General features: G+C 41.5%; 21 protein-coding genes and 1 other RNA gene. 16 read left to right on the top strand and 6 right to left on the bottom strand.

Features of this window, described 5'->3' with window-relative positions:
* Positions 1-331 precede the first annotated feature (331 nt).
* The 3 genes from PQ469_RS12900 to PQ469_RS12890 all read left to right on the top strand — a co-directional run bounded on the left by PQ469_RS12900 (position 332) and on the right by PQ469_RS12890 (position 5,909).
* Positions 332-1,513, top strand: coding sequence for an acyl-CoA dehydrogenase family protein (locus tag PQ469_RS12900; protein ID WP_274213324.1), 1,182 nt, complete (start codon positions 332-334; stop codon positions 1,511-1,513).
* Between the two features lie 133 nt (positions 1,514-1,646).
* The gene (locus PQ469_RS12895; RefSeq protein WP_274213323.1) at positions 1,647-3,695 is read left to right on the top strand and encodes a tetratricopeptide repeat-containing sensor histidine kinase; all 2,049 of its coding nucleotides are present in this window, start codon (positions 1,647-1,649) and stop codon (positions 3,693-3,695) included.
* A gap of 135 nt (positions 3,696-3,830) precedes the next feature.
* Complete coding sequence (locus tag PQ469_RS12890; RefSeq protein ID WP_274213322.1) at positions 3,831-5,909, top strand: tetratricopeptide repeat-containing sensor histidine kinase; 2,079 nt, start codon at positions 3,831-3,833, stop codon at positions 5,907-5,909.
* Here PQ469_RS12890 and PQ469_RS12885 read toward each other — a convergent pair.
* Positions 5,881-7,284 (bottom strand): GH1 family beta-glucosidase, encoded by a 1,404-nt coding sequence (locus tag PQ469_RS12885; RefSeq protein WP_274213321.1) that lies wholly within the window; start codon positions 7,282-7,284, stop codon positions 5,881-5,883. The two genes, PQ469_RS12890 and PQ469_RS12885, sit on opposite strands and share 29 nt — an antisense overlap.
* A 432-nt stretch (positions 7,285-7,716) precedes the next feature.
* Here PQ469_RS12885 and PQ469_RS12880 point away from each other — a divergent pair, with 432 nt between their 5' ends.
* From PQ469_RS12880 to PQ469_RS12845, 8 genes are all read left to right on the top strand, one after another.
* Entirely contained in the window at positions 7,717-8,184 is a 468-nt protein-coding gene (locus PQ469_RS12880; RefSeq protein WP_274213320.1) for a DinB family protein, read from the top strand.
* A 45-nt stretch (positions 8,185-8,229) separates the two neighbouring features.
* Complete coding sequence (locus PQ469_RS12875; protein WP_274213319.1) at positions 8,230-8,631, top strand: hypothetical protein; 402 nt, start codon at positions 8,230-8,232, stop codon at positions 8,629-8,631.
* Complete coding sequence (locus PQ469_RS12870; protein WP_090650143.1) at positions 8,632-9,276, top strand: SCO family protein; 645 nt, start codon at positions 8,632-8,634, stop codon at positions 9,274-9,276.
* The gene (locus PQ469_RS12865) at positions 9,273-9,689 is read left to right on the top strand and encodes a c-type cytochrome (RefSeq protein WP_274213318.1); all 417 of its coding nucleotides are present in this window, start codon (positions 9,273-9,275) and stop codon (positions 9,687-9,689) included. Before PQ469_RS12870 ends, PQ469_RS12865 begins: the two co-directional genes overlap by 4 nt.
* 93 nt (positions 9,690-9,782) lie before the next feature.
* Positions 9,783-10,170, top strand: an RNA gene (rnpB, locus tag PQ469_RS12860) — RNase P RNA component class A.
* Between the two features lie 123 nt (positions 10,171-10,293).
* Positions 10,294-11,673 (top strand): sigma-54-dependent transcriptional regulator, encoded by a 1,380-nt coding sequence (locus PQ469_RS12855; RefSeq protein ID WP_274213317.1) that lies wholly within the window; start codon positions 10,294-10,296, stop codon positions 11,671-11,673.
* A gap of 95 nt (positions 11,674-11,768) precedes the next feature.
* Positions 11,769-12,230 (top strand): hypothetical protein, encoded by a 462-nt coding sequence (locus PQ469_RS12850; RefSeq protein ID WP_274213316.1) that lies wholly within the window; start codon positions 11,769-11,771, stop codon positions 12,228-12,230.
* Positions 12,231-12,481: 251 nt separating this feature from the next.
* A complete protein-coding gene (locus tag PQ469_RS12845; RefSeq protein ID WP_274213315.1) occupies positions 12,482-14,125 on the top strand; it encodes a hypothetical protein in 1,644 nt (547 codons plus the stop codon).
* On the opposite strand, the gene PQ469_RS12840 is transcribed toward PQ469_RS12845, so the two are convergent.
* A complete protein-coding gene (locus PQ469_RS12840; RefSeq protein ID WP_274213314.1) occupies positions 14,122-14,988 on the bottom strand; it encodes a fructosamine kinase family protein in 867 nt (288 codons plus the stop codon). The two genes, PQ469_RS12845 and PQ469_RS12840, sit on opposite strands and share 4 nt — an antisense overlap.
* An 87-nt stretch (positions 14,989-15,075) precedes the next feature.
* Here PQ469_RS12840 and lepA point away from each other — a divergent pair, with 87 nt between their 5' ends.
* Together lepA and PQ469_RS12830 are read left to right on the top strand one after the other, a co-directional pair.
* Entirely contained in the window at positions 15,076-16,863 is a 1,788-nt protein-coding gene (lepA, locus tag PQ469_RS12835; RefSeq protein ID WP_090650127.1) for a translation elongation factor 4, read from the top strand.
* A 102-nt stretch (positions 16,864-16,965) separates the two neighbouring features.
* On the top strand, positions 16,966-17,847 hold the full coding sequence (locus tag PQ469_RS12830; protein WP_090650124.1) for a bifunctional 5,10-methylenetetrahydrofolate dehydrogenase/5,10-methenyltetrahydrofolate cyclohydrolase: 882 nt from the start codon (positions 16,966-16,968) through the stop codon (positions 17,845-17,847).
* A 239-nt stretch (positions 17,848-18,086) separates the two neighbouring features.
* On the opposite strand, the gene PQ469_RS12825 is transcribed toward PQ469_RS12830, so the two are convergent.
* Both PQ469_RS12825 and PQ469_RS12820 read right to left on the bottom strand, forming a co-directional pair.
* Positions 18,087-18,425 carry a Rieske (2Fe-2S) protein gene (locus PQ469_RS12825; RefSeq protein ID WP_274213313.1) on the bottom strand — a complete coding sequence of 113 codons (339 nt, stop codon included), beginning with the start codon at positions 18,423-18,425 and terminating at the stop codon, positions 18,087-18,089.
* A 3-nt stretch (positions 18,426-18,428) separates the two neighbouring features.
* Positions 18,429-19,193 carry a hypothetical protein gene (locus tag PQ469_RS12820; protein ID WP_274213312.1) on the bottom strand — a complete coding sequence of 255 codons (765 nt, stop codon included), beginning with the start codon at positions 19,191-19,193 and terminating at the stop codon, positions 18,429-18,431.
* 223 nt (positions 19,194-19,416) lie between these two features.
* On the opposite strand from PQ469_RS12820, the gene PQ469_RS12815 reads away from it, so the two are divergent.
* From PQ469_RS12815 to PQ469_RS12805, 3 genes are all read left to right on the top strand, one after another.
* Positions 19,417-20,040, top strand: coding sequence for a 7-carboxy-7-deazaguanine synthase QueE (locus PQ469_RS12815; protein WP_274213311.1), 624 nt, complete (start codon positions 19,417-19,419; stop codon positions 20,038-20,040).
* 40 nt (positions 20,041-20,080) lie between these two features.
* Positions 20,081-21,982 carry an OmpA family protein gene (locus tag PQ469_RS12810; RefSeq protein WP_274213310.1) on the top strand — a complete coding sequence of 634 codons (1,902 nt, stop codon included), beginning with the start codon at positions 20,081-20,083 and terminating at the stop codon, positions 21,980-21,982.
* 63 nt (positions 21,983-22,045) lie between these two features.
* The gene (locus PQ469_RS12805; RefSeq protein ID WP_274213309.1) at positions 22,046-22,696 is read left to right on the top strand and encodes a carbohydrate-binding protein; all 651 of its coding nucleotides are present in this window, start codon (positions 22,046-22,048) and stop codon (positions 22,694-22,696) included.
* 164 nt (positions 22,697-22,860) lie between these two features.
* Here the strand turns inward: PQ469_RS12805 and PQ469_RS12800 are convergent, their stop codons facing one another.
* Positions 22,861-23,310 carry a hypothetical protein gene (locus PQ469_RS12800; RefSeq protein WP_274213308.1) on the bottom strand — a complete coding sequence of 150 codons (450 nt, stop codon included), beginning with the start codon at positions 23,308-23,310 and terminating at the stop codon, positions 22,861-22,863.
* Between the two features lie 302 nt (positions 23,311-23,612).
* Positions 23,613-25,805 carry a DNA helicase RecQ gene (gene recQ / locus PQ469_RS12795; RefSeq protein ID WP_090650451.1) on the bottom strand — a complete coding sequence of 731 codons (2,193 nt, stop codon included), beginning with the start codon at positions 25,803-25,805 and terminating at the stop codon, positions 23,613-23,615.
* Positions 25,806-26,117: the final 312 nt, after the last annotated feature.

Raw genomic sequence — 26,117 nt, 5'->3', positions numbered from 1 at the left:
TTTGTTGGTTTAAAAATTGATTTATTTGTCAAAAACTTGCACAAAACTTGATATAAATTGAAAATTACTAACTAAAAAGTGCAGTTTTTTAGCTCTTTTTTGTGCTTTATTTACCAATTGATTTTAAAACATTTTGTGGCAAAACCGGTATATAGAACGCATATTTTTTTATGCCCGATTTTTTTTCAAAAAATAATTTCGTCAAAAACCATGTTTAAACTATCTAAACATAGTTTTTGATATAAAGTGGCTTGTAGTATCTAAAAACAGCATTTTTGGATTAAATAAGTCCACTTTAAATGCTATATATTTGCCCACCAAGTATAACATTATGGCTAAAACAGATCTGTACGAATCGCCCGATTATTATCAATTAGATGAATTGCTTACCGAAGAACATAAGCTTATCCGCTCGTCGGTACGCGATTGGGTAAAAAAGGAATTAAGCCCGATAATTGAAGATTATGCCCAAAAAGCAGAGTTCCCGATGCAGCTTGTAAAAGGCCTTGCCGAAATTGGCGCATTTGGCCCGACAATTCCGGTTGAGTATGGCGGTGCAGGCCTGGATTATATGGCTTACGGTATCATTATGCAGGAAATTGAGCGTGGCGATTCTGGCATTCGGTCGGCATCATCTGTGCAAGGCTCATTGGTAATGTACCCTATTTATGCCTACGGCTCTGAAGAACAACGTAAAAAATACCTGCCCCGCTTAGCATCCGGCGAAATCATGGGCTGTTTTGGGCTCACCGAGCCCGATCACGGATCAAACCCTGGCGGAATGACAACCAATATAAAAGATGCCGGCGATCATTATATCCTGAATGGCGCCAAAATGTGGATCTCCAACGCTCCATTTGCCGATATTGCTGTTGTTTGGGCCCGCGACGAGAATAAGAAGGTACGAGGATTAATAGTGGAGCGCGGTATGGAGGGCTTTACTACACCTACAACGCACAGCAAATGGTCGTTAAGAGCATCGGCTACCGGCGAATTAGTTTTTGATAATGTTAAAGTACCTAAGGAAAACTTATTGCCCAATGCCATCGGTTTAAAAGGCCCGCTCGGTTGCCTTAACCAGGCACGCTACGGTATTGCCTGGGGTGCACTTGGTGCCGCTATGGATTGTTATGATACCGCTTTAAGATATTCGAAAGAGCGTGTTCAGTTTGGGAAACCAATAGCGGCATTTCAGCTGCAGCAAAAAAAATTGGCCGAGATGATAACCGAGATAACCAAAGCCCAGTTATTGGTTTGGCGTTTAGGTGTGCTCAAAAATGAGAACAGGGCTACTGCTGCCCAAATTTCGATGGCCAAGCGTAACAGTGTAGAAACCGCCATCAATATAGCCCGCGAAGCCCGGCAAATACTGGGTGGCATGGGCATCACCGGCGAGTACCCTATTATGCGGCATATGATGAACCTTGAATCGGTAATTACTTATGAAGGCACACATGACATTCACTTGTTGATAACAGGAATGGATATTACTGGCCTTGATGCATTTAAATAGTACAGGCAGCAATTATTTAAGTTCCGAAATATAGTATTGGCGTTTTCCAAACACTATATTTGTTGCTGCTATACAGTTAATGTGTTCGATTAAACCTATTGTTTTCTGCGGTAAAAGTTATTCGCATAATTTAATGTTATGCATAGCTTTTTTTTGTGCCTTACTTTTTGGAGCTTGTAACTATAACAATAAAGATGACGGTAACTATTCAAAGCAGTTTAACGCCATTTACGACACTATTAATAACTACCATCAGCTAACAAAACGGCAGCTTGTCGGCACGCGATATCTCGATTCCGCTTTTAAAAGGCTTAAAAATCCTTTTGTAAATGATAGGTTCCGCTTTTATAGTTTTCATTTTGTTTACGAAAGAAAAGTTGCCCATAACTCAAAAAAGGCTCTTGCTTATGCTGACAGTATGCTGGCTATGGCCAAACAAAGCGTAACGCGACGCCAATATCAGGTTAATTATGCCGAGGCCAATTTCGCCCTCGGCGATGCTTATTTTGACCTTTCGCAGTTCAGCAACGCTTATAAATGCTTTTATCAGGGATATTATATTGGCAAAAGGCTGATTAGCAATCAAATACTGGCCGAATATACCTACCGGATGGGCATGGTGATGTTTAAACAGGCGCACTACCTGGATGCGGCCAATTTTTTTAAGCTTAGTTATAGCCAAAGCCGGGCTTATAAAGATGATTTCAGGGCATTTTATCAACGACAGGAGCTGCTGGATAATATTGGCGAAAGTTATAAAAACGCGGGAAAAGCAGATAGCGCATCTGTCTACTTCAAAAAAACACTTGAATATATCGATAGCAATAATGCAAGATTTAGCAACCTGGCCGGAATGCTGGAGACTGCCCGTGGGGTAGTTTATGGCAACCAGGGTGATATGGCTTTGATAACAGGCAACTATACACTGGCCGAACAGATGCTTAAAAGCAGCATCGCCATCAATTTTAAAAAGGGTAATGATAACAAAGACGCTCAATTAACTGAAATAAAGCTTGCACGCCTGTACCTTAAATTAAACCGGCAAAAGGATCTTTACCTGCTACTTAAAAATCTGCGCACTCAATTAGACAGCCTTCCTAATGACGATGCAGAAGCCGGTTGGAATTATTTAATGAGTAAATACAGCCAGCAAAATAATGATAACACTGCGGCACTAACTTATTTAAAAAAGTACTCGGCACAAAAGGATTCATTAGTAAAGCTGGCCAATTCACTTAAGCGCACCGATGTAACAACGCAGCAAGCCAATTACGACAAGCAAAGCGAGATAGACAGCCTGAAAAACAACAATAAACGGCAGCTAATATTCATTTACATTGCTGTTTTATTATCTGTTATGGCGGTAATAATTATATTCCTGATTTTCAGAAATATGAAACAGTCAAAAAGGGATATGCTGGCTATCAAGACGTTAAATGAGCAAATAAACTATCAAAAAGAAAACCTGGTGCATACCCTTAATGAACTACACCGCGGAAGCCGGGAAAAAGACCGCATATTAAGAACTGTTGCACATGACCTCAGGAACCCGCTTGGTGGAATAGCGTCGCTTTCGGCGGTCATGGTAACCGAAGATTATACGCCTGATCAGCTGGAAATGCTCAGTCTGATAAAAGATACCTCTTACAATTCGCTCGACCTTATAAACGAGATATTAGAAGCTACTAATTCAGCCACCGCGCCTATTAAGAAGGAATGGGTTGATATTAACGCGCTGACAACCAATAGTGTAGAATTATTGCGCTTTAAAGCTGCCGAAAAACACCAGTCTATAAAACTTCACCTGCCCGAAAATCCGGCGCAGGTATTTATAAGCCGGGAAAAAATTTGGCGTGTTATCAGCAACCTGGTCACCAATGCTATTAAATTCAGCTACGACGGCGACAGTATAACAGTAGGCATAAAAAATCACGAAAGCGGTATCGAGATAACAGTAAACGACAATGGGATAGGCATCCCCGACAAGCTAAAACAACAGGTTTTTAATATGTTTACCGATGCCAAGCGGATTGGCACAGCCGGCGAGAAATCATTCGGTCTGGGCCTGTCCATATGCCAGCAAATTATAGAAAAGCACAATGGCAAAATTTGGTTGCAAAGTAATCCAACCGATGGCACAACTTTTTACGTTTTTCTGCCCTTTGAGGCCCCGGTGGTTTAGTTTTATAACACAATATGCAGACACCAGCCGCTGCGAACGACAAAATTCTCGTTAAAAATGTGCTGCTGAGATATTTTATTTAAGTTTAGGAAGTATTTAAAACGCATAGCCCCAATTCCCTGGTTATTAAAATTAATGTTCAACTATAAAAGCATATTCCGAAACGGGCTTCACATCAACATGCTGACGAGGTTGCTTTTCATTTGCTTCGTTATCATAATTTTTTCCTGCAACCGGGCTGCAAATTCGTTTTTGTCGTCGGCGGCGTTTAACAAGGTACTTGATTCGGTAAGCAATATGAACGATGGCGGCAAAAAAGAAGAAGCCATCCACTACCTGGATTCGGCGTACCGCCATTCAAAAAACCTTAACCTGCTTCAAACTTATAGCTATTACCGGTTTAATTACAACTACTTTTATTCTGTAAAGGGTGATAAAAATACCTCCCTGTTATATGCAGATAGTATGCTCAATCTGTTTAACACACCTGATAAAAAGTCGGGATATACCACCGAGTATGGGCAATCATATTTTTATAAAGGCGATGTTTTATTTGACCAAAACAGGTATAACGAGGCATATGAAAACTTTTATCACGGCAAAATAATTGGTAACAATAATTTAGATGAGTGCGTTTTGAGCGACTACAGCTACCGGATGGGTATGATCATGTATAAACAAGAACACTACCGGCTGGCGGCAGCATACTTTAAAAACAGTGCAAAAGAAAGCGCCGCGTGTGCTGGCAATTTCGGTGCATTTTATCGTACGCAGGAATTGACGGATAACATAGGCTTAAGCTATAGTGCCGTAAACTTAACCGATAGCGCTCTTTTTTTTTATAACAAAGCACTTGACTACATTGACCAGCACCAAATACAATATCGCGACCGAAGAGAAATGCTTGATGTGGCCCGCGGTGTTATTTACGGCAACCTTGCCAATGTGTATATTGGCCTTAAAAAGTATAGCCAGGCTAAAACTTTGCTAAAAAAAAGCATCCGTATTAATTTGCGGAAAGGTAACGACAACCAGGATGCGCAATATGCAGAGTTAAAGCTGGCCGCCGTGTACAACAATCTAAACCAGGCAGATTCGCTGCTAAACATATTAAATGTAATAAAAAAACAGTTTGAATATTTACACCAGCAGGATGCCAGGGCGGATTGGAATTACTTAATGTCGGAATATTTGGTAAAAAAAAGTAAGCCAGACGAAGCGATTAAATATTTTATACAGTATGATGCCTTAAAAGACTCCATCAATCAAAAAAACAAGGCGCTTAAGGAAGCGGACATAGCCGAACAAATAAAGCGCCTTGAAAAGGATAATGAGTTTGACAAACTTAAAAAGAACAATCAGCAACAAAATATTTATCTTAATGTAACCATAGTTTTTGTGGTGATGCTGGTTATGATCATTTCGCTGGTGTTCCTGAATTGGCAGAAATCAAAAAAGAACATTCAAACACTTGGAAGGCTAAACCAACAGATAAACGAACAAAACACCCATCTTGAACACGCTTTGAACGAACTTAAATTAAACAGCCAGGAGAAAGATAGAATTTTACGTACTGTAGCTCATGACCTGCGTAACCCTATTGGCGGTATAGCATCGCTAACTTCCGTAATGGGCGAAGATGATTATACTGATGAGCAAAAAGAAATGCTTAACCTGATCAAAGAAACCTCCTTTAACTCATTAGAACTGATAAATGAGATATTGGAAGCAACAAATTCGGCCAATACCGGATTAAATCTTGAGCAAGTTGAAATTAACGGCCTGCTTACCAACAGTGTTGAACTGCTACGCTTTAAAGCTGCAGAGAAAAGCCAAACCATCAGCCTTGAATTATTACCCAGCCCCCTTGAGCTTATGATAAGCCGCGAAAAAATATGGCGTGTAGTAAGTAATTTAATTAGCAATGCTATAAAATTCAGCCCGGCCGGTGCGCCAATATTTGTTAAGGTTGAAGTTTTTGAACGGGAAGTGCAAATTTCGGTAAAAGATAGTGGCATTGGCATCCCAGACAAACTTAAAAGCCAGGTTTTTAATATGTTTACAGATGCAAAGCGCCCTGGTACCGAGGGTGAAAAATCATTTGGACTGGGCCTTTCAATATGCCGGCAAATCATCGAAAAGCATAATGGGCGTATTTGGTTTCAAAGCGATACCGAACACGGTACTACATTCTACTTCTCGCTTCCAAAGTAAACTCTTCGTGTTTAACGGGCTTTTTTAAAAAACCGGCAAACCATTTACCCGATGCCTTTATAATCCGTTTTTGCGTAGTATGGTCTACGTGGACTAAACCAAACCGCGGGTGATATCCTTCGGCCCATTCAAAATTATCGGTAAGCGTCCAAACAAAATAGCCGTTAACATTACAACCTTCATTTTTTGCTTTTAAAACCTGGCTCAAATAATCCTGCAGGTATTGGAGGCGTTTGGGGTCGTTTACTTCGCCGTCGGTAACCTCATCCGGAAAGGCCGAGCCGTTTTCAGTAATAATGATGTTCTTTATTTGCGGATAAGCGGCAAACTTTTTTATCATATGATAAATAGCCGGGGGATGAATTTCCCAGCGCATTGCTGTTAATTCAACCTTGCGGTTTTCGGCTTTAACAATGCGTGCGTTTACGTAAGGCGTAAAAAAGGAATATTGGACAATCTCGCGCGTATAATTTTGCACTCCGATAAAATCGAAATCAAACTTCATGTTGTCCTCATCGCCCGGTAAAATATATTTTTGTATTCCTTTTAAAGCGGGTAAATCTTTAATCGGGTAGCCCATTCCTAAAAGCGGTTCGATAAAAAGGCGGTTTATCAGGGCATCAACCCGAACAGCTGCTGCTACGTCGCGCGGCTTACTGGTTAAAGGCTCAACCTGCGAACAAGAAAACGTGTTGCCAATTTGCGAATTGGGCACCAGTTTACGCAATATTTTTGCCCCTGCAACTATGCTTAAAACAACATGGTGAATTACCGATGTAAAACTCCTGATACCACTACGTCCCGGAGCATGGATACCAAAAAAATAACCGGCGCCTGTAAAAACCACCGGTTCGTTCATTACCATCCAATGTTTTACCCTGTCGCCAAAGTTTTGCGCACATAAGGTGGTAAATTCACTAAACCAGGTAATAACATCACGATTGGCCCATCCTCCTTTTTGCTCAAGCACTAATGGCAAATCCCAGTGGTAAATAGTTACCCAGGGTTCTACCCCCTGCTCAAGGCAATAATCAATAACGCGGTTGTAATAATCAATGCCTGCCTGGTTAACTACACCCGTACCATTGGGTAACAAACGTGTCCATGATATCGAGAACCGGAAATTAGGAATATTCAATTTTTTAATAAGATCGATGTCCTCCTGGTACCTGTTGTAAAAATCGCAGGCGGTACGGGCATGATCGTCATTTAATATTTTACCTTTTTTCGTTGTAAAATTGTCCCAAACAGATTCGCCCTTGCCATCGGCATCATGAGCACCCTCAATCTGGAATGCAGCAGTAGATACGCCCCAATTAAAATCGGGGCCAAAAAGTTCTCTGTTTAGAGCAGTATGCTGTGGAGTGAATTTCATTAAATGGACTACGAGGGTCCAAAATTGCAATATTATTTACGAAACCGGGGTATAAAGTTTTATTATTAATGGATGAAGGATGATTTCATGCTTTTTAACATCATCCACTCCCTTATACCACTAATGAGCCTTGAAAACACATTGATAAATTTCATAACCTTGTTGTTTAATTATCTAAAGGTACCATGGGGATATAACATAATTGTAACAACTGTATTATCAAATTGTTAAACACGAATTTCACTAACACGAATATCCCGAATTAAGGCCAATTCCACGAACTATAAAGGCATAGTTTATTATTTAACCAACTTTTTATCTGCGTTAACCACCCTAATCAGTGAAATTCAACTCAATTGGAGACATTCGTGTCCATTCAATTCGTGAAATTCGATTCAATTCGAGACATTCGTGTTTATAAATTCGTGTTATATGAAAAGCTATTTTATAAAAATGTTCAAATACGGCCACTTCGCTAACCATGCTTTATTAAAAGCAATTGCAGAAGCAGGCAATCCCAGGGGCCCTATAAAGTTGATGTCGCATTTGCTTGCTGCCGAACGGCGTTGGCTGGATAGGGTAAATGATGTGGAACCTTATCCCAATGCCGAATTATGGCCCAAAGAGTATACCATTGAGCATTGTACCCACCTGGTAAACGAATATAATGAAGAGTGGCTTGGCTTCCTGGAACGAATTACCGAAGACGATTTGAACAGAGTTATCATATACCAAAACGCATTGGGCAGTAATCAAACTTCTGTAAGCGATATTCTTACACATGTAATAAATCATGGCACACATACACGGGCCCAGGCCGGCCAGCAGTTGAAACTTACCAGCACCGAAGCTTTACCCATTACCGACTATGTTTATTATTTAAGGCAACTAAATAGTTAACATTAATAGCTTTATTTACAATATTTGCCAATACAAAACGCAACCATGAAAAAGTATATCGGGATTGTATTAAGCCTTGCCATTTTATCGGGATGTGCCGACAATAAAAAACAGGAAAAATTGCTACTGGATAGCGTTATTGCCGTGCACGACAAGGTAATGGCTAATGACGAGCACCTGATGAAAAACAAAATGTTGCTGGATAGCCTGGTTAAAAACGTAGCTGACATTAACGATTCGGCAAAAGTTTGCCTTAAGCTGGTTGATGACGCAGATGGCGCCATGAGCGATTGGATGCACAAGTTTGACGTGGAAAACAAAGGCAAATCGCACCAGGAAATCATCGACTACCTGCGCGATCAAAAAAAGAAAATCGCGGCTATCGACGTTCAAATCAGCAATGCGATAACCGAATCTGACAAATATCTTACTCCAAATAAAAAATAAATGCGCAAATTAATTTTGGGCGTTATCGTATTATCGGTGTTAAATGCCTGTAACAATAAACAAAGCAAACTGCCTATTTTAGGCAACCGAGAGCCTGTTACTAAAACGGTGGATGGAAAATCGGTTGTGGATACAGCCTACGCCACTATTCCCGATTTTAAATTTGTGAACCAGTATGGCGATACTATAACACAAAAAAGCCTCGATGGTAAAATATATGTGGCCGATTTCTTTTTTACCACCTGCCCTTCTATCTGCCCGGTAATGCACCGCAACATGCTCAATGTTTATAAGGAGTTTAAGGCCGACGATAATTTCCGGATCATATCACACACCATCGACCCTAAATATGATACCGTTCAGGTACTTAAGCGCTATGCCGATAAAATGGGGCTTAGTGGTAACAACTGGTGGCTTTTGCATGGCGATAAAGGCAGCACTTATACCATAGCCAAAAGCTACCTGCAAACAGTACAGGAAAAAAATCCCGCCGGGCAATATATACATGATGGCTTTTTTATATTGATAGACAAACAAAAACGCATCCGCGGAACGTACGAAGGTACCGACCCCAAAGAAGTGGATAAAATGATAGCCGACATCAAAATACTAAAGGCCGAACCAGACCAAGCCGCAGCCAAATGAAATTCAAAGTAACAGGGGGGATTTTATTACTGTTGATAGTCATTTTTTTTTCATGCCAGAACGATGGGCAGCTTGAATTTAACCGCTATTACTCTGGTGGCAGCGTCATTTACCTTACCCGCTGCGCAAACTGCCACGGCACCAAAGGCGAGGGTTTGCAGGCGCTGATACCACCGCTTACGGATTCAGGCTATCTTAAAAAGAATAAAAACGCCTTGGCCTGCTTTCTTAAAAAAGGGCTTAAGGGACAAATTAATATCAATAACAAAACTTTTGATGGAGAAATGCCTGCTGATAGCCTTGCCCCCATCGAAATTGCCAAGGTACTTACTTATGTTACCAACTCATTCGGCAATAAATTAGGCACGATAAGCTTGCAGCAGGTTCAGGGCGATTTGGAGAAATGTAAATAGGTAATTGGCGCTGCACGTTAGCTAAACAATAGATTCCTGGTCAGACTATGAACTATGAACCATCAACTATGAACTAAAACTGCTACCTTTGTACCTGCAAAACGTTCTATCGCTGCTAATTTATTAGTGGAGGAAAGTCCGGGCAACACAGAGCATCCTGCTTCCTAACGGGAAGGCGCCGGCAGCCGGCGACAGCAAAGTGCCACAGAGAAAATACCGCCACGGTGAAAACCGGGGTAAGGGTGAAAACGTGAGGTAAGAGCTCACGGCTTTTCCGGGCGACCGGAGATGACGGTAAACCTCAGGAGTTGAAAAACCAAATAGGTCTTGAAAGTGGGGCTGCTCGCTCCCGCTCGCCAACTTGTTGGCGACGTTAAGATGGGTAGGTTGTTTAAACCTGTCAGCAATGGCAGGGCCAGATTAATGATAGAAGTTGCCTTTAGGGGCAATACAGAACCCGGCTTACAGGTTTGCTGCTGAATTATATAACCCTTTCCTGCAAACAGGAAGGGGTTATTTTTGTTTACAAGCAAAAGTGTTTGTTTTTCTATACAAAACGATATATTAGCGACAGAACAATTACAACCTATTACATATATAAAACATGGCAAAAATTTTAATTATTGATGATGAACGGGCAATACGCAGTACTTTGCGGGAAATTCTGGAGTATGAAGATTACGAGGTTGAGGACGTAGATAACGGTATTGACGGCCTGCAATTAATTGAAAAGAAAGATTTTGACCTGGTACTTTGCGATATAAAAATGAACCGGATGGATGGCATGGAAGTGCTTACCGAAGGTTTGGCGCTGAAACCCGATTTACCGTTCATCATGATAAGCGGTCACGGCACCGTTGAAACTGCCGTTGAAGCCAGCAAAAAAGGCGCCTTTGATTTTATATCGAAACCACCTGATTTAAACCGCCTGCTTATAACTGTACGTAACGCGCTCGACCGTGGAAGTTTGGTTGTAGAAGCCAAAGTATTAAAACGGAAAGTATCCAAGGTTCGCCCTATATTAGGTAATTCCCAGGCCATACTTAAAATAAAAGAAACTATTGATCGTGTTGCCCCAACAGACGCCCGCGTACTGGTTACCGGCGCAAACGGCAGCGGTAAAGAATTAGTGGCCCGCTGGCTGCATGAAAAATCGCACCGCTCAAATGCACCCATCATCGAAGTTAACTGCGCCGCCATCCCATCTGAATTAATTGAGAGCGAATTGTTTGGGCACGAGAAAGGCTCATTTACGTCGGCTATAAAACAACGTATTGGCAAATTTGAATCGGCAAACGGAGGTACACTTTTCCTTGATGAAATAGGCGACATGAGCCAATCGGCACAGGCCAAGGTATTGCGCGCCCTGCAGGAAAGTAAGATTACGCGTGTAGGCGGCGAAAAAGAAATTGATGTTGATGTGCGCGTTGTAGCTGCAACCAACAAAGATTTATTGAAAGAAATTGAAGCCGGCAACTTCCGGATGGACCTTTACCATCGCTTAAGTGTTATATTAATTCACGTACCACCGTTGGCCGACCGGAAAGACGATATTGGCTTGCTTACTCAAAGTTTCCTTGACGAGATTTGCAATGAATACGGTATGCCGGTTAAAAAGATCTCGGACGCTGCAATTGATGCCCTTAAAGCATTACCATGGACAGGAAACATTCGTGAATTGCGAAACATGGTTGAGCGTTTGATTATTTTGAGCGATAAAACCATTACCGACAATGACGTAAGGGCATTTGCCAATCCAACGGCGCCGGCAGCAGCAGTAGCAGATAGCCACGCAGCACCCCAAACTGATTTCGACCAGTTCAATAATTTCCAGGAGTATAAGGACTTTGCCGAGCGGGAATACATTAAATTCAAGTTGGAAAAAAACAATTGGAACGTATCAAAAACTGCCGATGATATTGATATTCAGCGCAGTCACCTGTACAGTAAGATTGAGAAGTTTGGTTTAAAGCGGGGAGAGTAACAAAATAAACAATGTTTTTTGAGCAGCGAACAGTAATGTAAGCTGCTTTTTTTGTTCGGCATTTAATAGTAATATTGTGCAAACCAACCATTATTATGAAGCTTTATTATACCGTATTAATCTGCGCAGTTGTACTATCATCATGTAAGCAAAAAGAGACCAAAGCAGATCCAAAACCAGATCAGCCTTTAATTGGCACCTGGCATTTGATCAACAGCAAAGCCATTACAAAAGGCGATACCGTGACAACTACCCCATCAAAAGATGAAGAAATGGTCAAAATTTTTAATGCAACTAATTTCGCCTTCTTTACTCATGATTTGGCGCACGGCAAAACCGCCAAGCCTGTTTATAGTTCGGGTAGCGGTACTTATACCCTTGCCGGGAACGATTATGCCGAACACCTGGCCTATTGCGATGCCCGGGAGTGGGAAAACAGGGATTTTAAATTTACCGTTCAATTTAAAGGTGATACGCTTATACAAACCGGCATTGAAAAAATAGATAGCCTGAAAATAGACCATGTTATCATTGAAACTTATGTTAAAGTTAAATAACACTTAATTTTAATTGTTTAAATATAAGGCCGAAAGATATTTCGGCCTTATTTATTCCGCTATTGATAAAATATCATTACAGGCGTTTTTAATATTCTGATAAACAATAATTTGTATTTTTAAATACAGGTATAATGCTGAACTATGCAACTTTGAAGATACACAGGTCGTAAACACTTCAATTCCCCTGCCCTCTGATTAATTTAAACTTAAATTTGTAGCTTATCGGCAAAAAAAAATCGGCAAAAACGATGAATATATTATTTCATTACAAGTACCTGATGCTCATTGTTACTGTTACATCGTTTTTTGGCAACTGCCATGCCGAAAAAGATAAAAAAGCGGATACAAGGGACAGCGTGAAGATAAGTAAACTTATACTTAGCGATAACTCTGCAAAGCCAAATGCTATAGCCTTAAAAAACATGTTTGGCATTAACGCCTACGAATGGAATTTTTTACAGGACCCGGCAAACATTAACTTGCACCATACAATTTACGAAGCCAACATGGCTGTCATTAAATCGTTCAGTTCGGTACGGCATTATATGAACTGGAATAAGCTGGAAAATACCAGGGGAAACTACACCTATAACCCTACAAACAACGGTAGCTGGGATTACGATTTGATGTATACACGTTGTAAACAAGATGGGATTTTAGTACTTGCCGATCTTAAAAACTGCCCCAACTGGATGGAAGCCACCTACCCTACCGGGATGCGCGACAACGAAAACGTACCCGCGCCATACGGTTTGGATAAAAGCGATCCGGCGTCATACGCCGACCAGGCACGAACTGCATTCCAATTTGCCGCCAGATATGGATATAACACCGCTATAGATAAGGCTTTGGTAAAAGTTGATAGCCGTCCGCGCTGGAATAATGACGAGGTGAATGTTGTTAAAATCGGGATGGGCCTTATCAAATTTATGGAATGTGATAACGAACGCGATAAATGGTGGAAAGGCCCTGCCACGCAGCAAAGCCCAGAAGAGTATGCAGCCAACATGTCGGCCTTTTATGATGGCAATAAAGGAAAACTCGGCCCCAATGCAGGTGTAAAAACAGCCGATCCGGCTATGCAGGTAGTAATGGGCGGCCTTGCAAGCTGCGATGTTAACTTTGTACAACGAATGATAAACTGGTGCAAAGTTAACCGGGGCTACCGTGCCGATGGCAGCATCAACTTGTGTTTTGATGTAATCAATTACCATTTTTATAACAATAATGGCAACATACTTAAGCATGAACGCGCAACAACCGGCGTTGCACCCGAACTTTCAATGGCGGGGCAAATTGCCGATTCGTTTGTAAAACTATCTAATTCATTAAGCAAACCACCGGAAGTGTGGGTTACCGAGTCGGGGTATGATATTAATCTATACAGTTATCAGAAAGCCGCCTACATCGGCAATAAATCAGCCCTGGATACACAAGGCGATTGGATATTAAGAACATCGCTATTGTACATGAGACACGGGATCAAAAGGGTATTTTATTACCAGTTGCAGGATGATAAACCATTTAGCAGTGTTCAATATGCCACCGCCGGCCTGTCAGAAAACGGTAAACGCCGCCCTGCCGCCGATTTTATATTACAAACCAATACATTAATGGGCAATTACACCTATAAATCGACTATTAATAGCGACCCCTTGGTTGACAAATATGTAAATGGTAAAAAAGCAATGTATGTATTGACTATTCCCGACTCGAAAGGGCGCTCAGGTACTTACATCCTTAATTTGGGGACCTCAAAAGCAAATATTTACAATTTAAAACCAGGCTTAGCTTCGGCGGTAAAAACCCAGGTGGCAACTGTGGCCGGTAAATTAACTGTTAATGTAACCGAAACCCCCGTATTTGTTGAGGGTACTAACCAGGTAAATTAAACAAAGCTGGCTAAACACTCACGTACCTGGCTGGTATAAGCACTTCCGAAAAGGTTAACATGAACAAGTAAGGGATAAAGGTTCCATAGTTTAAGTCGCCGCTGCCAGCCTGTTTGCAATGGATAGCCCGCGTGGTAAGCATCATAAAAAGTTTTGTCGAAACCGCCAAACAACGTGGTCATAGCGATATCAAATTCCCGGTTACTATAACTTACTGCCGGATCAATCAGGTAAGGCTTTTCATGAGCGTCTATCATGTAATTACCGCTCCATAAATCGCCGTGAACAAGCGCCGGAGGTTCTTCGGTAAACAAACCGGGCAGTTTTTGATACAATAATTCAAATAAACGCAAATCATTATTTGTAAGCAGCTGTTTTGTTTGAGCTATCCTTACCATAGGTTTTAAACGCTCATCTATAAAAAAAGCGCTCCAATGCTCATGCCACTGATTGCTTTGCCGAAGTGAGCCCATATAATTGTCGGTATAAAAGCCAAAACTATGAGATGTATGCCTGTGCATTTGGGCAAGTTGCGCACCCAACGCCTCTGATGCCTTTTGCGTGGTATGCCCGGGTGTTATCCATTCCATCAATAAATAGCTCTCCGTATCCGTCTCGCTTTGTAGCAGAACTTCTGGTACGGCTATGGTTTGGGTACTACAGATAGCTTCCAGGCCTTGCGCTTCAAGGTTAAACATGCCGGGAAAATTAAAACGATTGTTAACCTTAAGTACAAAACGCTCCATAGCGGTTTGCAGGCGGTAAACTCGATTAATGCTTCCGCCGCTTAAAGGAGTAATATTAACAATGGATTTACCCAGCTTAATTTCAATGTCTTGTATAAGTCTTTCTGCAATCGGCATTATTTTAGGATACTTAATTTAACGTTGAATCAGTTAATTTATTAGCCTTATGCAATTATCGGTTTAAAAAGTTATTTTTGCGGTTCAATGGAGCATATTCGTAATTTTTGTATCATCGCGCACATCGACCACGGCAAAAGCACACTTGCCGATAGGTTATTAGAATACACTAACACTATAACCCAACGCGAATCGCAGGCACAATTGCTTGACGATATGGATTTGGAACGCGAGCGGGGTATTACCATAAAAAGTCATGCAATCCAGATGGATTATGTACTTGATGGTCAAAAATACACGCTCAACCTGATAGATACCCCCGGCCACGTAGATTTTTCATACGAGGTATCACGTTCCATTGCTGCCTGCGAAGGAGCTTTGCTTATTGTTGATGCGGCGCAGGGCATCCAGGCGCAAACCATATCCAACCTATACCTGGCTTTGGAAAACGACCTGGAAATTATCCCGGTACTTAATAAAATGGATCTTCCCGGCGCTATGCCCGAGGAGGTTAAAGACCAGATTGTTGACCTGATTGGATGTAAGCGCGAAGAAATTCTTGCTGCTTCGGGTAAAACCGGCATGGGCGTTCATGATATTCTGCGGGCTATAGTAGAGCGTGTCCCCGCTCCGGTTGGCGACCCTAAAGCACCACTACAGGCGTTAATCTTCGATTCGGTGTTCAACTCGTTTCGCGGCATTATAGCCTATTTTAAGGTGGTTAACGGCGAGATTAGAAAAGGCGAAAAAGTAAAATTTGTTGCTACAGAAAAACAATACCTGGCTGATGAGGTAGGTACGTTAAAACTTCGCCCGCTTGCTAAAGATGTCATAAAAACCGGCGACGTAGGCTACATTATATCGGGTATTAAAGAGGCGCGAGAGGTAAAAGTTGGTGATACAATTACACATGTTGATAGGCCTTGCGAAGTTGGTATCCAGGGTTTTGAAGAGGTGAAACCAATGGTGTTTGCCGGCATTTACCCGGTTGATACCGAGGATTATGAAGAACTACGTGAATCAATGGCTAAATTACAGCTTAACGATGCATCCCTGGTTTTTGAACCGGAATCGTCGGCTGCTTTGGGCTTTGGTTTCCGTTGCGGTTTCCTGGGTATGCTGCACATGGAGATTATCCAGGAGCGATTAGAGCGCGAGTTTAACATGACGGTAATTACTACCGTACCTAACGTATCGTATATTGCCCATACCACCAAAGGGGAACCCATTATAGTAAACAACCCATCTGATTTGCCCGATCCAAGTAAAATTGATTTTGTTGAAGAGCCGTATATTAAGGCCACAATCATCACCAAATCTGAATTTGTTGGACCGGTAATGTCTCTATGTATCCAAAAACGAGGCAGTATTACCAATCAGTCATATTTAACATCTGACCGCGTGGAGCTTGTTTTTGAGATGCCAATGGGCGAGATTGTATTTGACTTTTATGATAAGCTAAAAACGATATCAAAGGGTTATGCATCTTTTGACTATCACCAGATAGGCTATCGCCAGTCGGATCTTGTACGTTTGGATATTCGTTTAAATGCCGAGCCTGTTGATGCCTTATCATCGTTGATATTCAGGGGTAATTCATATGATTTTGGTAAAAAAATATGCGAAAAACTGAAGGAACTTTTACCCCGCCAGCAATTTGAAATCATAATCCAGGCTTCTATTGGCGCCAAGATCATCGCGCGCGAAACGGTGAAAGCGTTACGTAAAGATGTTACCGCCAAATGTTACGGCGGTGATATTTCGCGTAAACGTAAACTATTGGAAAAACAGAAAAAAGGTAAAAAACGCATGCGCCAGGTTGGTAACGTAGAGATACCTCAATCGGCATTTATGGCGGTTTTGAAATTAGATTAAGCCCCCTATCCCCCTGAAGGGGGAGCTTCCTGGTAAGCAAGGTTGGCTGATAATAATAAAATTATACACTATCGTTCCCCCTTTAGGGGGATAGGGGGCTTTATGCAATTACTCGACGGAAAATACGTATCAGAAAAACTTAAGGTTGAAATTGCCGAAGCGGCAGCTAAAATATTAAATGAAACCGGCAGGCAGCCACATTTGGTTGCAGTATTAGTTGGCCATGATGGCGGAAGCGAAACTTACGTAGCCAGTAAGATCAAAAATTGCGAAAAGGTTGGTTTTAAATCAACCCTGGTGCGTTTTGAAGACGATGTTACCGAAGATGAACTGCTATTGAAAGTAGAAGAACTAAATGCTGATGCCGATATAGACGGCATTATTGTGCAGCTCCCGTTACCAAAACACATCGATCCGGAGAAAGTAACAGAACGTATTGATCACAGGAAAGATGTGGATGGATTTCACCCGGTAAACCTGGGCCGGATGCAGCGCAACCTGCCATCGTTTATCCCTGCTACGCCTTATGGCATTACATTAATGCTGAAAGAATATGGCATTGAAACCGCTGGTAAGCATTGCGTAGTAGTTGGCCGCAGTAACATTGTTGGCTCCCCTATGAGTATATTAATGGCGCGGAATACTACTCCCGGCAATTGTACAGTAACTATTTGCCATAGCCGTACACCGGATATCAAAAAATTTACCTTAGATGCCGATATTTTGATTGTGGCCATTGGCAAAAAGAATTTCATCACTGCCGATATGGTAAAAGATGGCGTTGTAGTTATTGATGTAGGCATGAACCGCGAAACATCGGCACTAACAAAATCGGGCTTTAAACTTTATGGCGATGTTGATTTTGATAATGTGGCGCCCAAAGCATCGTGGATTACTCCCGTACCTGGTGGCGTTGGCTTAATGACCATTATTGGACTACTGAAAAACACTTTAGCTTCGGCCAATAAAGAAGTGTATAATTAGGTTGAGTAAGTTGACTGGGGTGAGTAAGTTAGATTAAGTTAGCAGCAATAATATCAGATAGACATACTGTACCACCCCGTACCAGGGTGTTTCAGCCTGTACCAGGGTGTTTCAGCCCGTACCAGGGTGTATCTGGGTGTTTCATTATCAGGTGGTACACACAGTTTGTTGGTAATACATAGTATCGCGCAAACCGACTCCATTAATTATAAGCAACACAATCCAACTTAATCAACCTATCACTTAAACGCTTGCTTCACCTTATCCCAAAAAGAATTAATACCAACGTAAATATCATCGCCCCTGATGTCGACAGGGTAAGTCTCCAAATAATCATTCTGCCCCTCCCCGCCCTTGCCGGTAGTTAGGTTATAGGTGTAGCGATGATAAGGGCAAACAATTTTTCCTTTAACGCACAAACCCTGGCTTAGGTCGAATCCCGCATGCGGACAGTTAATTGCAGTTGCGTAAATCTTGCCCTCAAAGCCTATCAGGCAAATGCTTCTATTTCCGGCTTTTACTTTTTTGATGAATGGCTCAGGAGTATTTTTTATTTCGGCGATTTTATACCAGGTCATTTACTAAAAATCGATCTTCAAATTCATTACCGAGGGGTTTTTAATTACCTCGTCCATATTAGTTACCAGCGTAATGCTTCGCCTGTCGGCCGAGAGTACAGCTTTAGGGTTATTGAGTTTTTTTATCGGTTTAGCAAAATTCAACACTACTTTGTAGGGCATATCTATCAGCATAGCTTTTGCCATCATAAAAGTTGACTTTGTTTTCTTTAAAAACGCGTTAAACTTTATCTTATCAACTATCCGGTAAAACCGGTGCGGCGTTATCTCGTACGAGTAATAGTCCTGCCCGGCAACCATTTGTTTAGCATCAAGGGTTTTACTATTGTTCTCCCCGGTTGATAAAGCACTGATTTGACTGTTTAGCGCTATTTTTGATACGTTTTGAAGGTAATATTTAAGATCGGCAGCATCTTTGGCTTTATGATTAATAGCAACTTTCATAATGCTTTTCTTCAGGTTCATATGTACGGTAAGGTCGCTGCTTTTTGCCAGTTCAATTTCGGAGGCATTCATTTTTTGCTGGGTACTATCGGGCATAGCACTGTAAAAATTGAGCGTAGTATCCTTAATCAAACTAAACTGAGGTGTTTGTTTCAACGAATCGGATACGAGGTTTACCAACACCGAAACAGCTTTGCTCATGTCAAAACCATACGCAACGTTGCAGCTGCCGTCGCTTTTAAAGTCATAATGCTCTTCAATGTCAACACACGAGCTAAAACATAACAAAGCCAAAAAAATAATTGGAACGTATAGTTTTTTCATGGTAACAATTGTTTTATAGATTAATTATGATTTCATGACGCTAATTTACAATTCAAAACCAATTATTGCAGTGATACAGGTACTTAAATATTGTTTATTTAATAATAACCGCTCACAACGATATGCCGGACATGCCGGATGTACAAAACGGATAAACGTTTTACCCTGCGTTTACCATTCAGCTTCATGCTTTCGGCTTATTTAGGTACTTTTGCAAAATATTATGGCACACCAAATTCCAGACGATGGCACGCTGCTTCCTTTAATGGAAGAGTTTTATACAATACAGGGCGAAGGATACAACACCGGCAAAGCCGCTTATTTTATCCGTCTTGGCGGCTGTGATGTTGGCTGCCATTGGTGCGACGTAAAGGAAAGTTGGGACGCCGAACTGCATCCGCTTACCGCTGCCGATCAGATTGTTGCCAATGCATCCATACATCCTTCAAAGGCTGTTGTGGTAACCGGTGGCGAGCCGCTTATTTACAATCTTGATTATCTGACCACACAATTGCATGACCGGGGTATAAAAACTTTTATTGAAACATCCGGTGCATACCCGCTATCAGGCGATTGGGATTGGATTTGCCTGTCGCCAAAAAAGTTCAAAGCGCCAACGCAACAGGTTGCCGAGCACGCCCACGAATTAAAAGTGATTGTATTTAACAAATCGGATTTTGAATGGGCCGAGTATCACGCCAAAATGGTATCACCCGATTGTAAACTGTATTTACAACCCGAATGGTCAAAATCAAAAGAAATGACCCCGCTTATTGTTGACTATGTGATGAATAATCCTCAATGGGAAATTTCGTTACAAACGCATAAATACCTGAATATCCCGTAATATTTGTAACTTACGATATAAATATATCGTATTGTTACAGATGAGAGTTGTAATCGTCTTCGCCCTGTTTTTGTTCTTTTCTGTTGCTGGATGGTCTCAGCAAAGGCAATATTCCACCAAAAACAGTGAGGCAATAAAGTATTTTGCCCAGGCCGGTCAAAACCTTGATGAGCATTACTACGATGATGCCATTGAGAACCTGCAAAAAGCTATCGCCGAAGATTCGAAGTTTGTTGAGGCCCATGCACAGCTGGCGGATGTATTAAAAATGCGGCACCTTTATAAGCAGGCAATTGATGAATACCTTAAAGTTATCCAGTTAAATCCCGAATTTAATCGCTCCATTTACCTGCGAATTGGCGAAACGGAAATTTTTGAAGCTAAGTACACACAGGCACAACAGCACCTGGAAAAATACCTCACCTATCCTGATTTAACGCCCCAGAATAATGCATTAGCCCAAAAGCTAATAGCCGATACAAAGTTTAGCGTACAGGCTCTACAACATCCTGTACCGTTTAAACCCATTAATATGGGTGCCAATATAAATACCGCCGATGATGAATACCTGCCGGTGGCTACGGCAGATGAAAGCATGCTCATTTTTACCCGTAAAATAAACAAAAACGAAGACTTTTATAAAAGCCTGAAAGTGAACGGCAAATGGGATACCGCCACTTACCTGAGCAACCGCATTAACACCGATCAATACAACGAGGGGGCGCAATCCATATCGCAGGATGGTAAATACCTTTTTTTTACGGGCTGTAATCGCCCCGACGGCCGCGGCCGTTGTGATATTTATATTGCACAAAAACGAGGAGATGATTGGGGCAAACCATTCGACCTGAGTCCGCCCATAAATACCTCGGGCTGGGAATCGCAGCCATCAATAAGCGCAGACGGGCGTACGCTGTATTTTGTAAGCAATAAAAAAGGAGGGTACGGCGGCTACGATATATGGAAATCGTCGCTGACAGACAAAGGCTGGGGCGAGCCCGAAAATATGGGGCCCAATATCAATACCTCCTATGACGAGCAATCGCCGTTTATTCATGCCGATGACAGTACTTTTTATTTTTGTTCAAATGGCTGGCCGGGCTTAGGCAACAAAGATTTATTTGTAAGCAGGCTTGGCAAAGACGGCAAATGGCAAAAGCCTCAAAACCTGGGCTATCCAATTAATACCAATGGCGATGAAAACGGCCTTACACTTACAGCTTACGGAAACTACGCCTTTTTTGCCTCAGATAACCTTAATGGCTTCGGGGGGTACGATATTTATACATTTGAACTACCCGCAAGCTTAAGACCCCATATTGTAACTTATGTAAAAGGCAATGTAAACGATATAAAAACCCATGAGCCGCTGGAAGCCGCCGTTGAGATTATTGACCTGCAAAATAACACGCCAGTTTACCAGGACTACAGTAGTGCCAACGAGGGCGACTTTTTAGCTACTATAACATCGGGCAAAAATTACGGGTTGAATATTTCGAAAAGTGGTTATTTGTTTTACTCAGATAATTTCTCGCTGGTTGGTTACAAAGAGCAGAAACCTTTCCATATTAAAGCGTTATTATCTCCAATAGAGGTTGGCAATAAAGTGATCCTGAAAAATATTTTCTTTGATACAAACAAATTCGACCTGCAGAGCGACTCAAAAGCAGAACTGTTAAAACTGGTTGAATTCTTAAACGTAAACCCAACTGTTCATATCGAAATATCAGGCCATACAGATAACGTTGGCGCGGTTCAATTTAATCAAACACTATCAGAAAACCGGGCGAAATCGGTTTACCAGTATCTTGTTACCAACGGAATACCCGCTGCCCGCCTTGTTTATAAAGGCTATGGCGAAACCCAGCCCATTGCACCAAATACTACCGATGAAAACAAGGCCAAAAACAGGCGTACAGAGTTTATGATTATTGCGAAATAAAACGGTTGTGGTTAAATCTATGTTGATTTTGGTACCTTAGGCCAACCAACTATAGCCTCAAAAATGAAAACGATTCTGTTGTCCTTGTTCGGTATGGCGTTTTTTTGCTATGCCTTTACATTTAAGCAAACTGGTGCCGGCAAACCCTGGCAAAATAAAATACAGGAACTGCCCGGTAGGCTGGAGTGCGAATTTTATAATACCGGTGGCGAGGGTGTAGCCTATCATGACAGCGACAGCACCAATAACGGCAGCGGCAAGCTTAACCCCGCCAACGGAACTTTTTTAAATGAGTTCAGAATGAAAGAAGGTGTTGATATATCGTACACCAAGGCTCATGACCATATTGACGATAACCCGTACAACAAGGTGCCGCGTGACATGAACAAATTTTATGTTGGCTGGACACAACCCGGCGAATGGATCAACTACACCGTTAAGATAACCAAATCAGGAACTTATGCTATAGGCGTTTTATATACATCAAATGGCGATGGTGCTATCTCTATAGATGTTGACGGTAAAGATGCCACCGGCCCCATGAAAATAGCATCAACCCACGATAACCAGGATACTATTGCATGGCGGCAATGGCATCATTGGAGCGCTGCAGACTCTATCGGCTCAATATCTTTAACCAAAGGTGTACATGTGCTAAAACTTCACATTGTTGCAAACGGGAATATGAACCTGGATTATTTAGACTTTAAATAAGTTGAACGTGGATATGATCGTCATGCCGAACGGCCCTGCAACCATGAAATCGTATTTTACTTGTAGTGAGGTTCAATCTTGCCTTTAAATGAGGTTCAATGAATATTTTACCTACTGATTTTTCTGAGGCAAGTATTTCCACAAGTTTTTTGGTCCGCATGCTGTCAAACAAAAAATTCGCTTTGTTTTTGGGATACAATTTTCATGACCATACTATACTGCCAATACCCCTGCTGGCTGCAAAGTGCCGCTGTATTTATTTCATCTGGTCGTGGCATTTCGCTGACTCCATAGCCTATAGGAGATGGCGTTGAATTTGTTGATTGTGACGTTTTGCTGTCGATATAACAAAAGGCAAAGTCAAGCTTTTTACCATCATTGTGGCTTAGGTGAGGAAATAACGGAAACCTATTAATAAACGGAAAACTGGCATCCAAATAATTTATAACCGTACCGGGATATCTTTCATTCATTTGCCTGGCGGCATTAAAAGCGACATCTTTTAGTTGTGGCCGCACATAGTTACGATTAAAAATACATGTCAGGATATTGAGCGGTTGCAGGCTATTGGTGTTTGTCATCGGCAAAGGCACCCGCCCAAATAATTTGGCCAACGGAGGTATAATTAAAAATGTGCATGTAATATAAAGCACAAGGAATGTAGTAGTTTTTATAACAAATATGGCGTATCGATTGACAAATTTCTTTTTAATAATAGCATGCGTTAAAAACGACAACAGGTACACAACCCCGCCTATTTGAGTCAATATCGTCAATATTCCAAAAATCAAAATTATTGCGATCAGTTTTAAAGCCTTTGCCAATTGATTTAAAGTTGAATATTAAAATTAAGATTTTTGGCCAATAAAAAAGGGAAACAATGATTGCTTCCCTTTTTTTACTATATCGTTTTATATTAGTTCCCCATTTCGGATAGAAACTTAATCCTCATCAACTGTACCTCTTCACGGGTGTAATCGTCGTTACCTAATTCGGCAAGGGCATCATCTATCGAGTCGGCCTCGGCGGTGCGGAAGTAATCAAATACCTCTTCCTGCTTATCCTCATCAATCACCTCATCAATGTAATAGTTAAGGTTAAGTTTGGTACCCGAGTTAACTATGGTTTCAACTTCTTTCAATATCTCTTCGTAGGTAAGCCCTTTTGAAGCGGCAATATCATCCAGGTTTAAATGACGATCGATGTTCTGAATAATGAAAACCTTAAGGGCCGATTTGTTGGCGGCACTTTTAATAACCATATCAACAGGGCGGTCAATATCATTATCGTCTACATACTTCTGAATCAGATCGGTAAAAGGTTTACCAAACTTTAAAGCCTTACCGGCACCCACCCCCGAAATTTGTTTCAGTTCTTCGGTATTTACAGGGTAATGCGTACACATTTCTTCCAGTGATGGATCCTGGAAAATAACAAAAGGAGGCAATCCTTTTTGTTTGGCAAGCTTTTTACGCAGGTCTTTCAGCATTTGCAGCAACTGGGTATCCAGGGCGCCACCGCCTTGTTTAGGGCCGTCTGCTTCATCATCGTCATCTGTCCCCTCTATCACATGGTTCATCACAAAACGGATGCTGTGCGGGTTCTCAATAAACGAATTCCCAAGCTTGGTTAACCTAAGCAAACCATACTGGTCGATATCTTTCGATAAATAATTGCTTAGCAACGCCTGGCGCAGCAATGAATTCCACAGGTTTTTACCCTGCTCCTTGCCCGATCCATAGTACTCAAGGGTGTCGTGCTCGTAGTTTTTAATTTGCGCGTTTTCCTCCCCCATCAGGATGCTGATGATGTGATGATCGTCAAACTTCTCGCCAATGTGTTTAATCAAACTCAGGGCTTTATGTAAATGCTCTTCACCGTCAAAGTGTTCTTTATGGCCGCAGCAGTTATCGCACATGTTATTACAGCCGGCCTCGTTAAAGTTCTCGCCAAAGTAATGCAGCAACTGCTTACGGCGGCAAACCGACGATTCGCAATAGTCAATAACTTCCTTCAATATCTGTGTACCAATCTCGCGTTCGGCAACAGGTTTATCCTTCATGAACTTTTGCAGCTTGTCGATATCCTTTTCAGAATAAAAAGCAACGCAAACGCCCTCGCCGCCATCGCGGCCTGCCCTACCCGTTTCCTGGTAATAGCCTTCCATGCTCTTAGGCACATCATGGTGAATTACATATCTCACATCCGGTTTGTCAATACCCATCCCAAAGGCAATGGTAGCCACAATAACGTCAACATCTTCCATCAGGAATTTGTCTTGTGTATCGGCGCGCACCTTAGGATCTAACCCGGCATGGTATGGCAGGGCTTTAACACCGTTCAGGTTAAGGGCTTCGGCAACCTCTTCAACTTTTTTACGACTGAGGCAATAAATAATGCCCGATTTACCCTGGTTTTGTTTTACAAACTTTACAATCTCCTTAATCACGTTACGCTTGGCACGTACTTCGTAAAAAAGGTTCGACCGGTTAAATGATGATTTGTAAATGGTAGCATTGTTCATTTGCAGGTTTTTTTGAATATCCTGCTGAACTTTTGGCGTTGCCGTAGCTGTTAACGCAATAATTGGAATATTATCCCCAATATTACTGATCACCTGCCGTATCTTACGGTATTCGGGGCGAAAATCGTGTCCCCACTCCGAGATACAGTGCGCTTCGTCAACGGCTACAAATGATACCTGGTTAAGGCGTAAAAAATCAATATTTTCTTGTTTGGTTAATGACTCAGGAGCTACATACAATAGCTTGGTTTTACCAGCTAATACATCCTCTTTAACCCGGCCAATATCTGCTTTGGTAAGCGACGAATTTAAAAAATGAGCTATACTATCCGAGCCTCCGAAGGCCCTTAACTGATCTACCTGGTTTTTCATCAGGGCTATCAATGGCGAAATTACAATTGCAGTACCATCGCTCATTAGCGCCGGTAACTGATAACACATGGATTTACCACCACCTGTAGGCATAATAACAAAAGTATCGTTACCCGCCAGGATATTAGTGATTATCGCTTCCTGCTCCCCCTTAAAGTTGTCGAATCCGAAAAAATTCTGAAGGTTATCAAATAGCGACTTCTTAGTTTCTATCATTATCTTAAATAATCTTAAAGTCCGATTTAAAAGTTTAAAGTAACAAAATTTTATGAATAAACGATGGATTTACTTTTTAATTTTAATCAAATATGATTATTAAATGAAAAACAATTTGTCTGCTTAAACTATTTAAACGGTTATCAAATTCACCCGGTAACTATTTAGTTTTATTTCAGTGATAAATAACAGATTATTATCCATTTTTATACCTGCTAAACCGAATTAAAATTCTTTAAACAGTGGCTGGGCAAAAAAACGATTATGCCATTATTGTGAGACGGAAAATAGTTTTTAGCCGATATTCTC

The sequence above is a fragment of the Mucilaginibacter sp. KACC 22773 genome (assembly GCF_028736215.1).
Lineage (GTDB): Bacteria > Bacteroidota > Bacteroidia > Sphingobacteriales > Sphingobacteriaceae > Mucilaginibacter.
This window is presented reverse-complemented; position numbering and strand designations above follow the sequence as displayed.

Bases quoted from the DNA above. Each gene is read 5' to 3' on its own strand.
- PQ469_RS12830 (WP_090650124.1), top strand. From the start codon at position 16,966: ATGCAATTACTCGACGGAAAATACGTATCAGAAAAACTTAAGGTTGAA.
- PQ469_RS12840 (WP_274213314.1), bottom strand. From the start codon at position 14,988: ATGCCGATTGCAGAAAGACTTATACAAGACATTGAAATTAAGCTGGGT.
- lepA (WP_090650127.1), top strand. From the start codon at position 15,076: ATGGAGCATATTCGTAATTTTTGTATCATCGCGCACATCGACCACGGC.
- PQ469_RS12845 (WP_274213315.1), top strand. From the start codon at position 12,482: ATGAATATATTATTTCATTACAAGTACCTGATGCTCATTGTTACTGTT.
- PQ469_RS12815 (WP_274213311.1), top strand. From the start codon at position 19,417: ATGGCACACCAAATTCCAGACGATGGCACGCTGCTTCCTTTAATGGAA.
- PQ469_RS12900 (WP_274213324.1), top strand. From the start codon at position 332: ATGGCTAAAACAGATCTGTACGAATCGCCCGATTATTATCAATTAGAT.
- PQ469_RS12890 (WP_274213322.1), top strand. From the start codon at position 3,831: ATGTTCAACTATAAAAGCATATTCCGAAACGGGCTTCACATCAACATG.
- PQ469_RS12895 (WP_274213323.1), top strand. From the start codon at position 1,647: ATGTTATGCATAGCTTTTTTTTGTGCCTTACTTTTTGGAGCTTGTAAC.
- PQ469_RS12825 (WP_274213313.1), bottom strand. From the start codon at position 18,425: ATGACCTGGTATAAAATCGCCGAAATAAAAAATACTCCTGAGCCATTC.
- PQ469_RS12855 (WP_274213317.1), top strand. From the start codon at position 10,294: ATGGCAAAAATTTTAATTATTGATGATGAACGGGCAATACGCAGTACT.
- PQ469_RS12880 (WP_274213320.1), top strand. From the start codon at position 7,717: ATGAAAAGCTATTTTATAAAAATGTTCAAATACGGCCACTTCGCTAAC.
- PQ469_RS12875 (WP_274213319.1), top strand. From the start codon at position 8,230: ATGAAAAAGTATATCGGGATTGTATTAAGCCTTGCCATTTTATCGGGA.
- PQ469_RS12820 (WP_274213312.1), bottom strand. From the start codon at position 19,193: ATGAAAAAACTATACGTTCCAATTATTTTTTTGGCTTTGTTATGTTTT.
- PQ469_RS12870 (WP_090650143.1), top strand. From the start codon at position 8,632: ATGCGCAAATTAATTTTGGGCGTTATCGTATTATCGGTGTTAAATGCC.
- PQ469_RS12805 (WP_274213309.1), top strand. From the start codon at position 22,046: ATGAAAACGATTCTGTTGTCCTTGTTCGGTATGGCGTTTTTTTGCTAT.
- PQ469_RS12810 (WP_274213310.1), top strand. From the start codon at position 20,081: ATGAGAGTTGTAATCGTCTTCGCCCTGTTTTTGTTCTTTTCTGTTGCT.
- PQ469_RS12885 (WP_274213321.1), bottom strand. From the start codon at position 7,284: ATGAAATTCACTCCACAGCATACTGCTCTAAACAGAGAACTTTTTGGC.
- PQ469_RS12850 (WP_274213316.1), top strand. From the start codon at position 11,769: ATGAAGCTTTATTATACCGTATTAATCTGCGCAGTTGTACTATCATCA.
- PQ469_RS12865 (WP_274213318.1), top strand. From the start codon at position 9,273: ATGAAATTCAAAGTAACAGGGGGGATTTTATTACTGTTGATAGTCATT.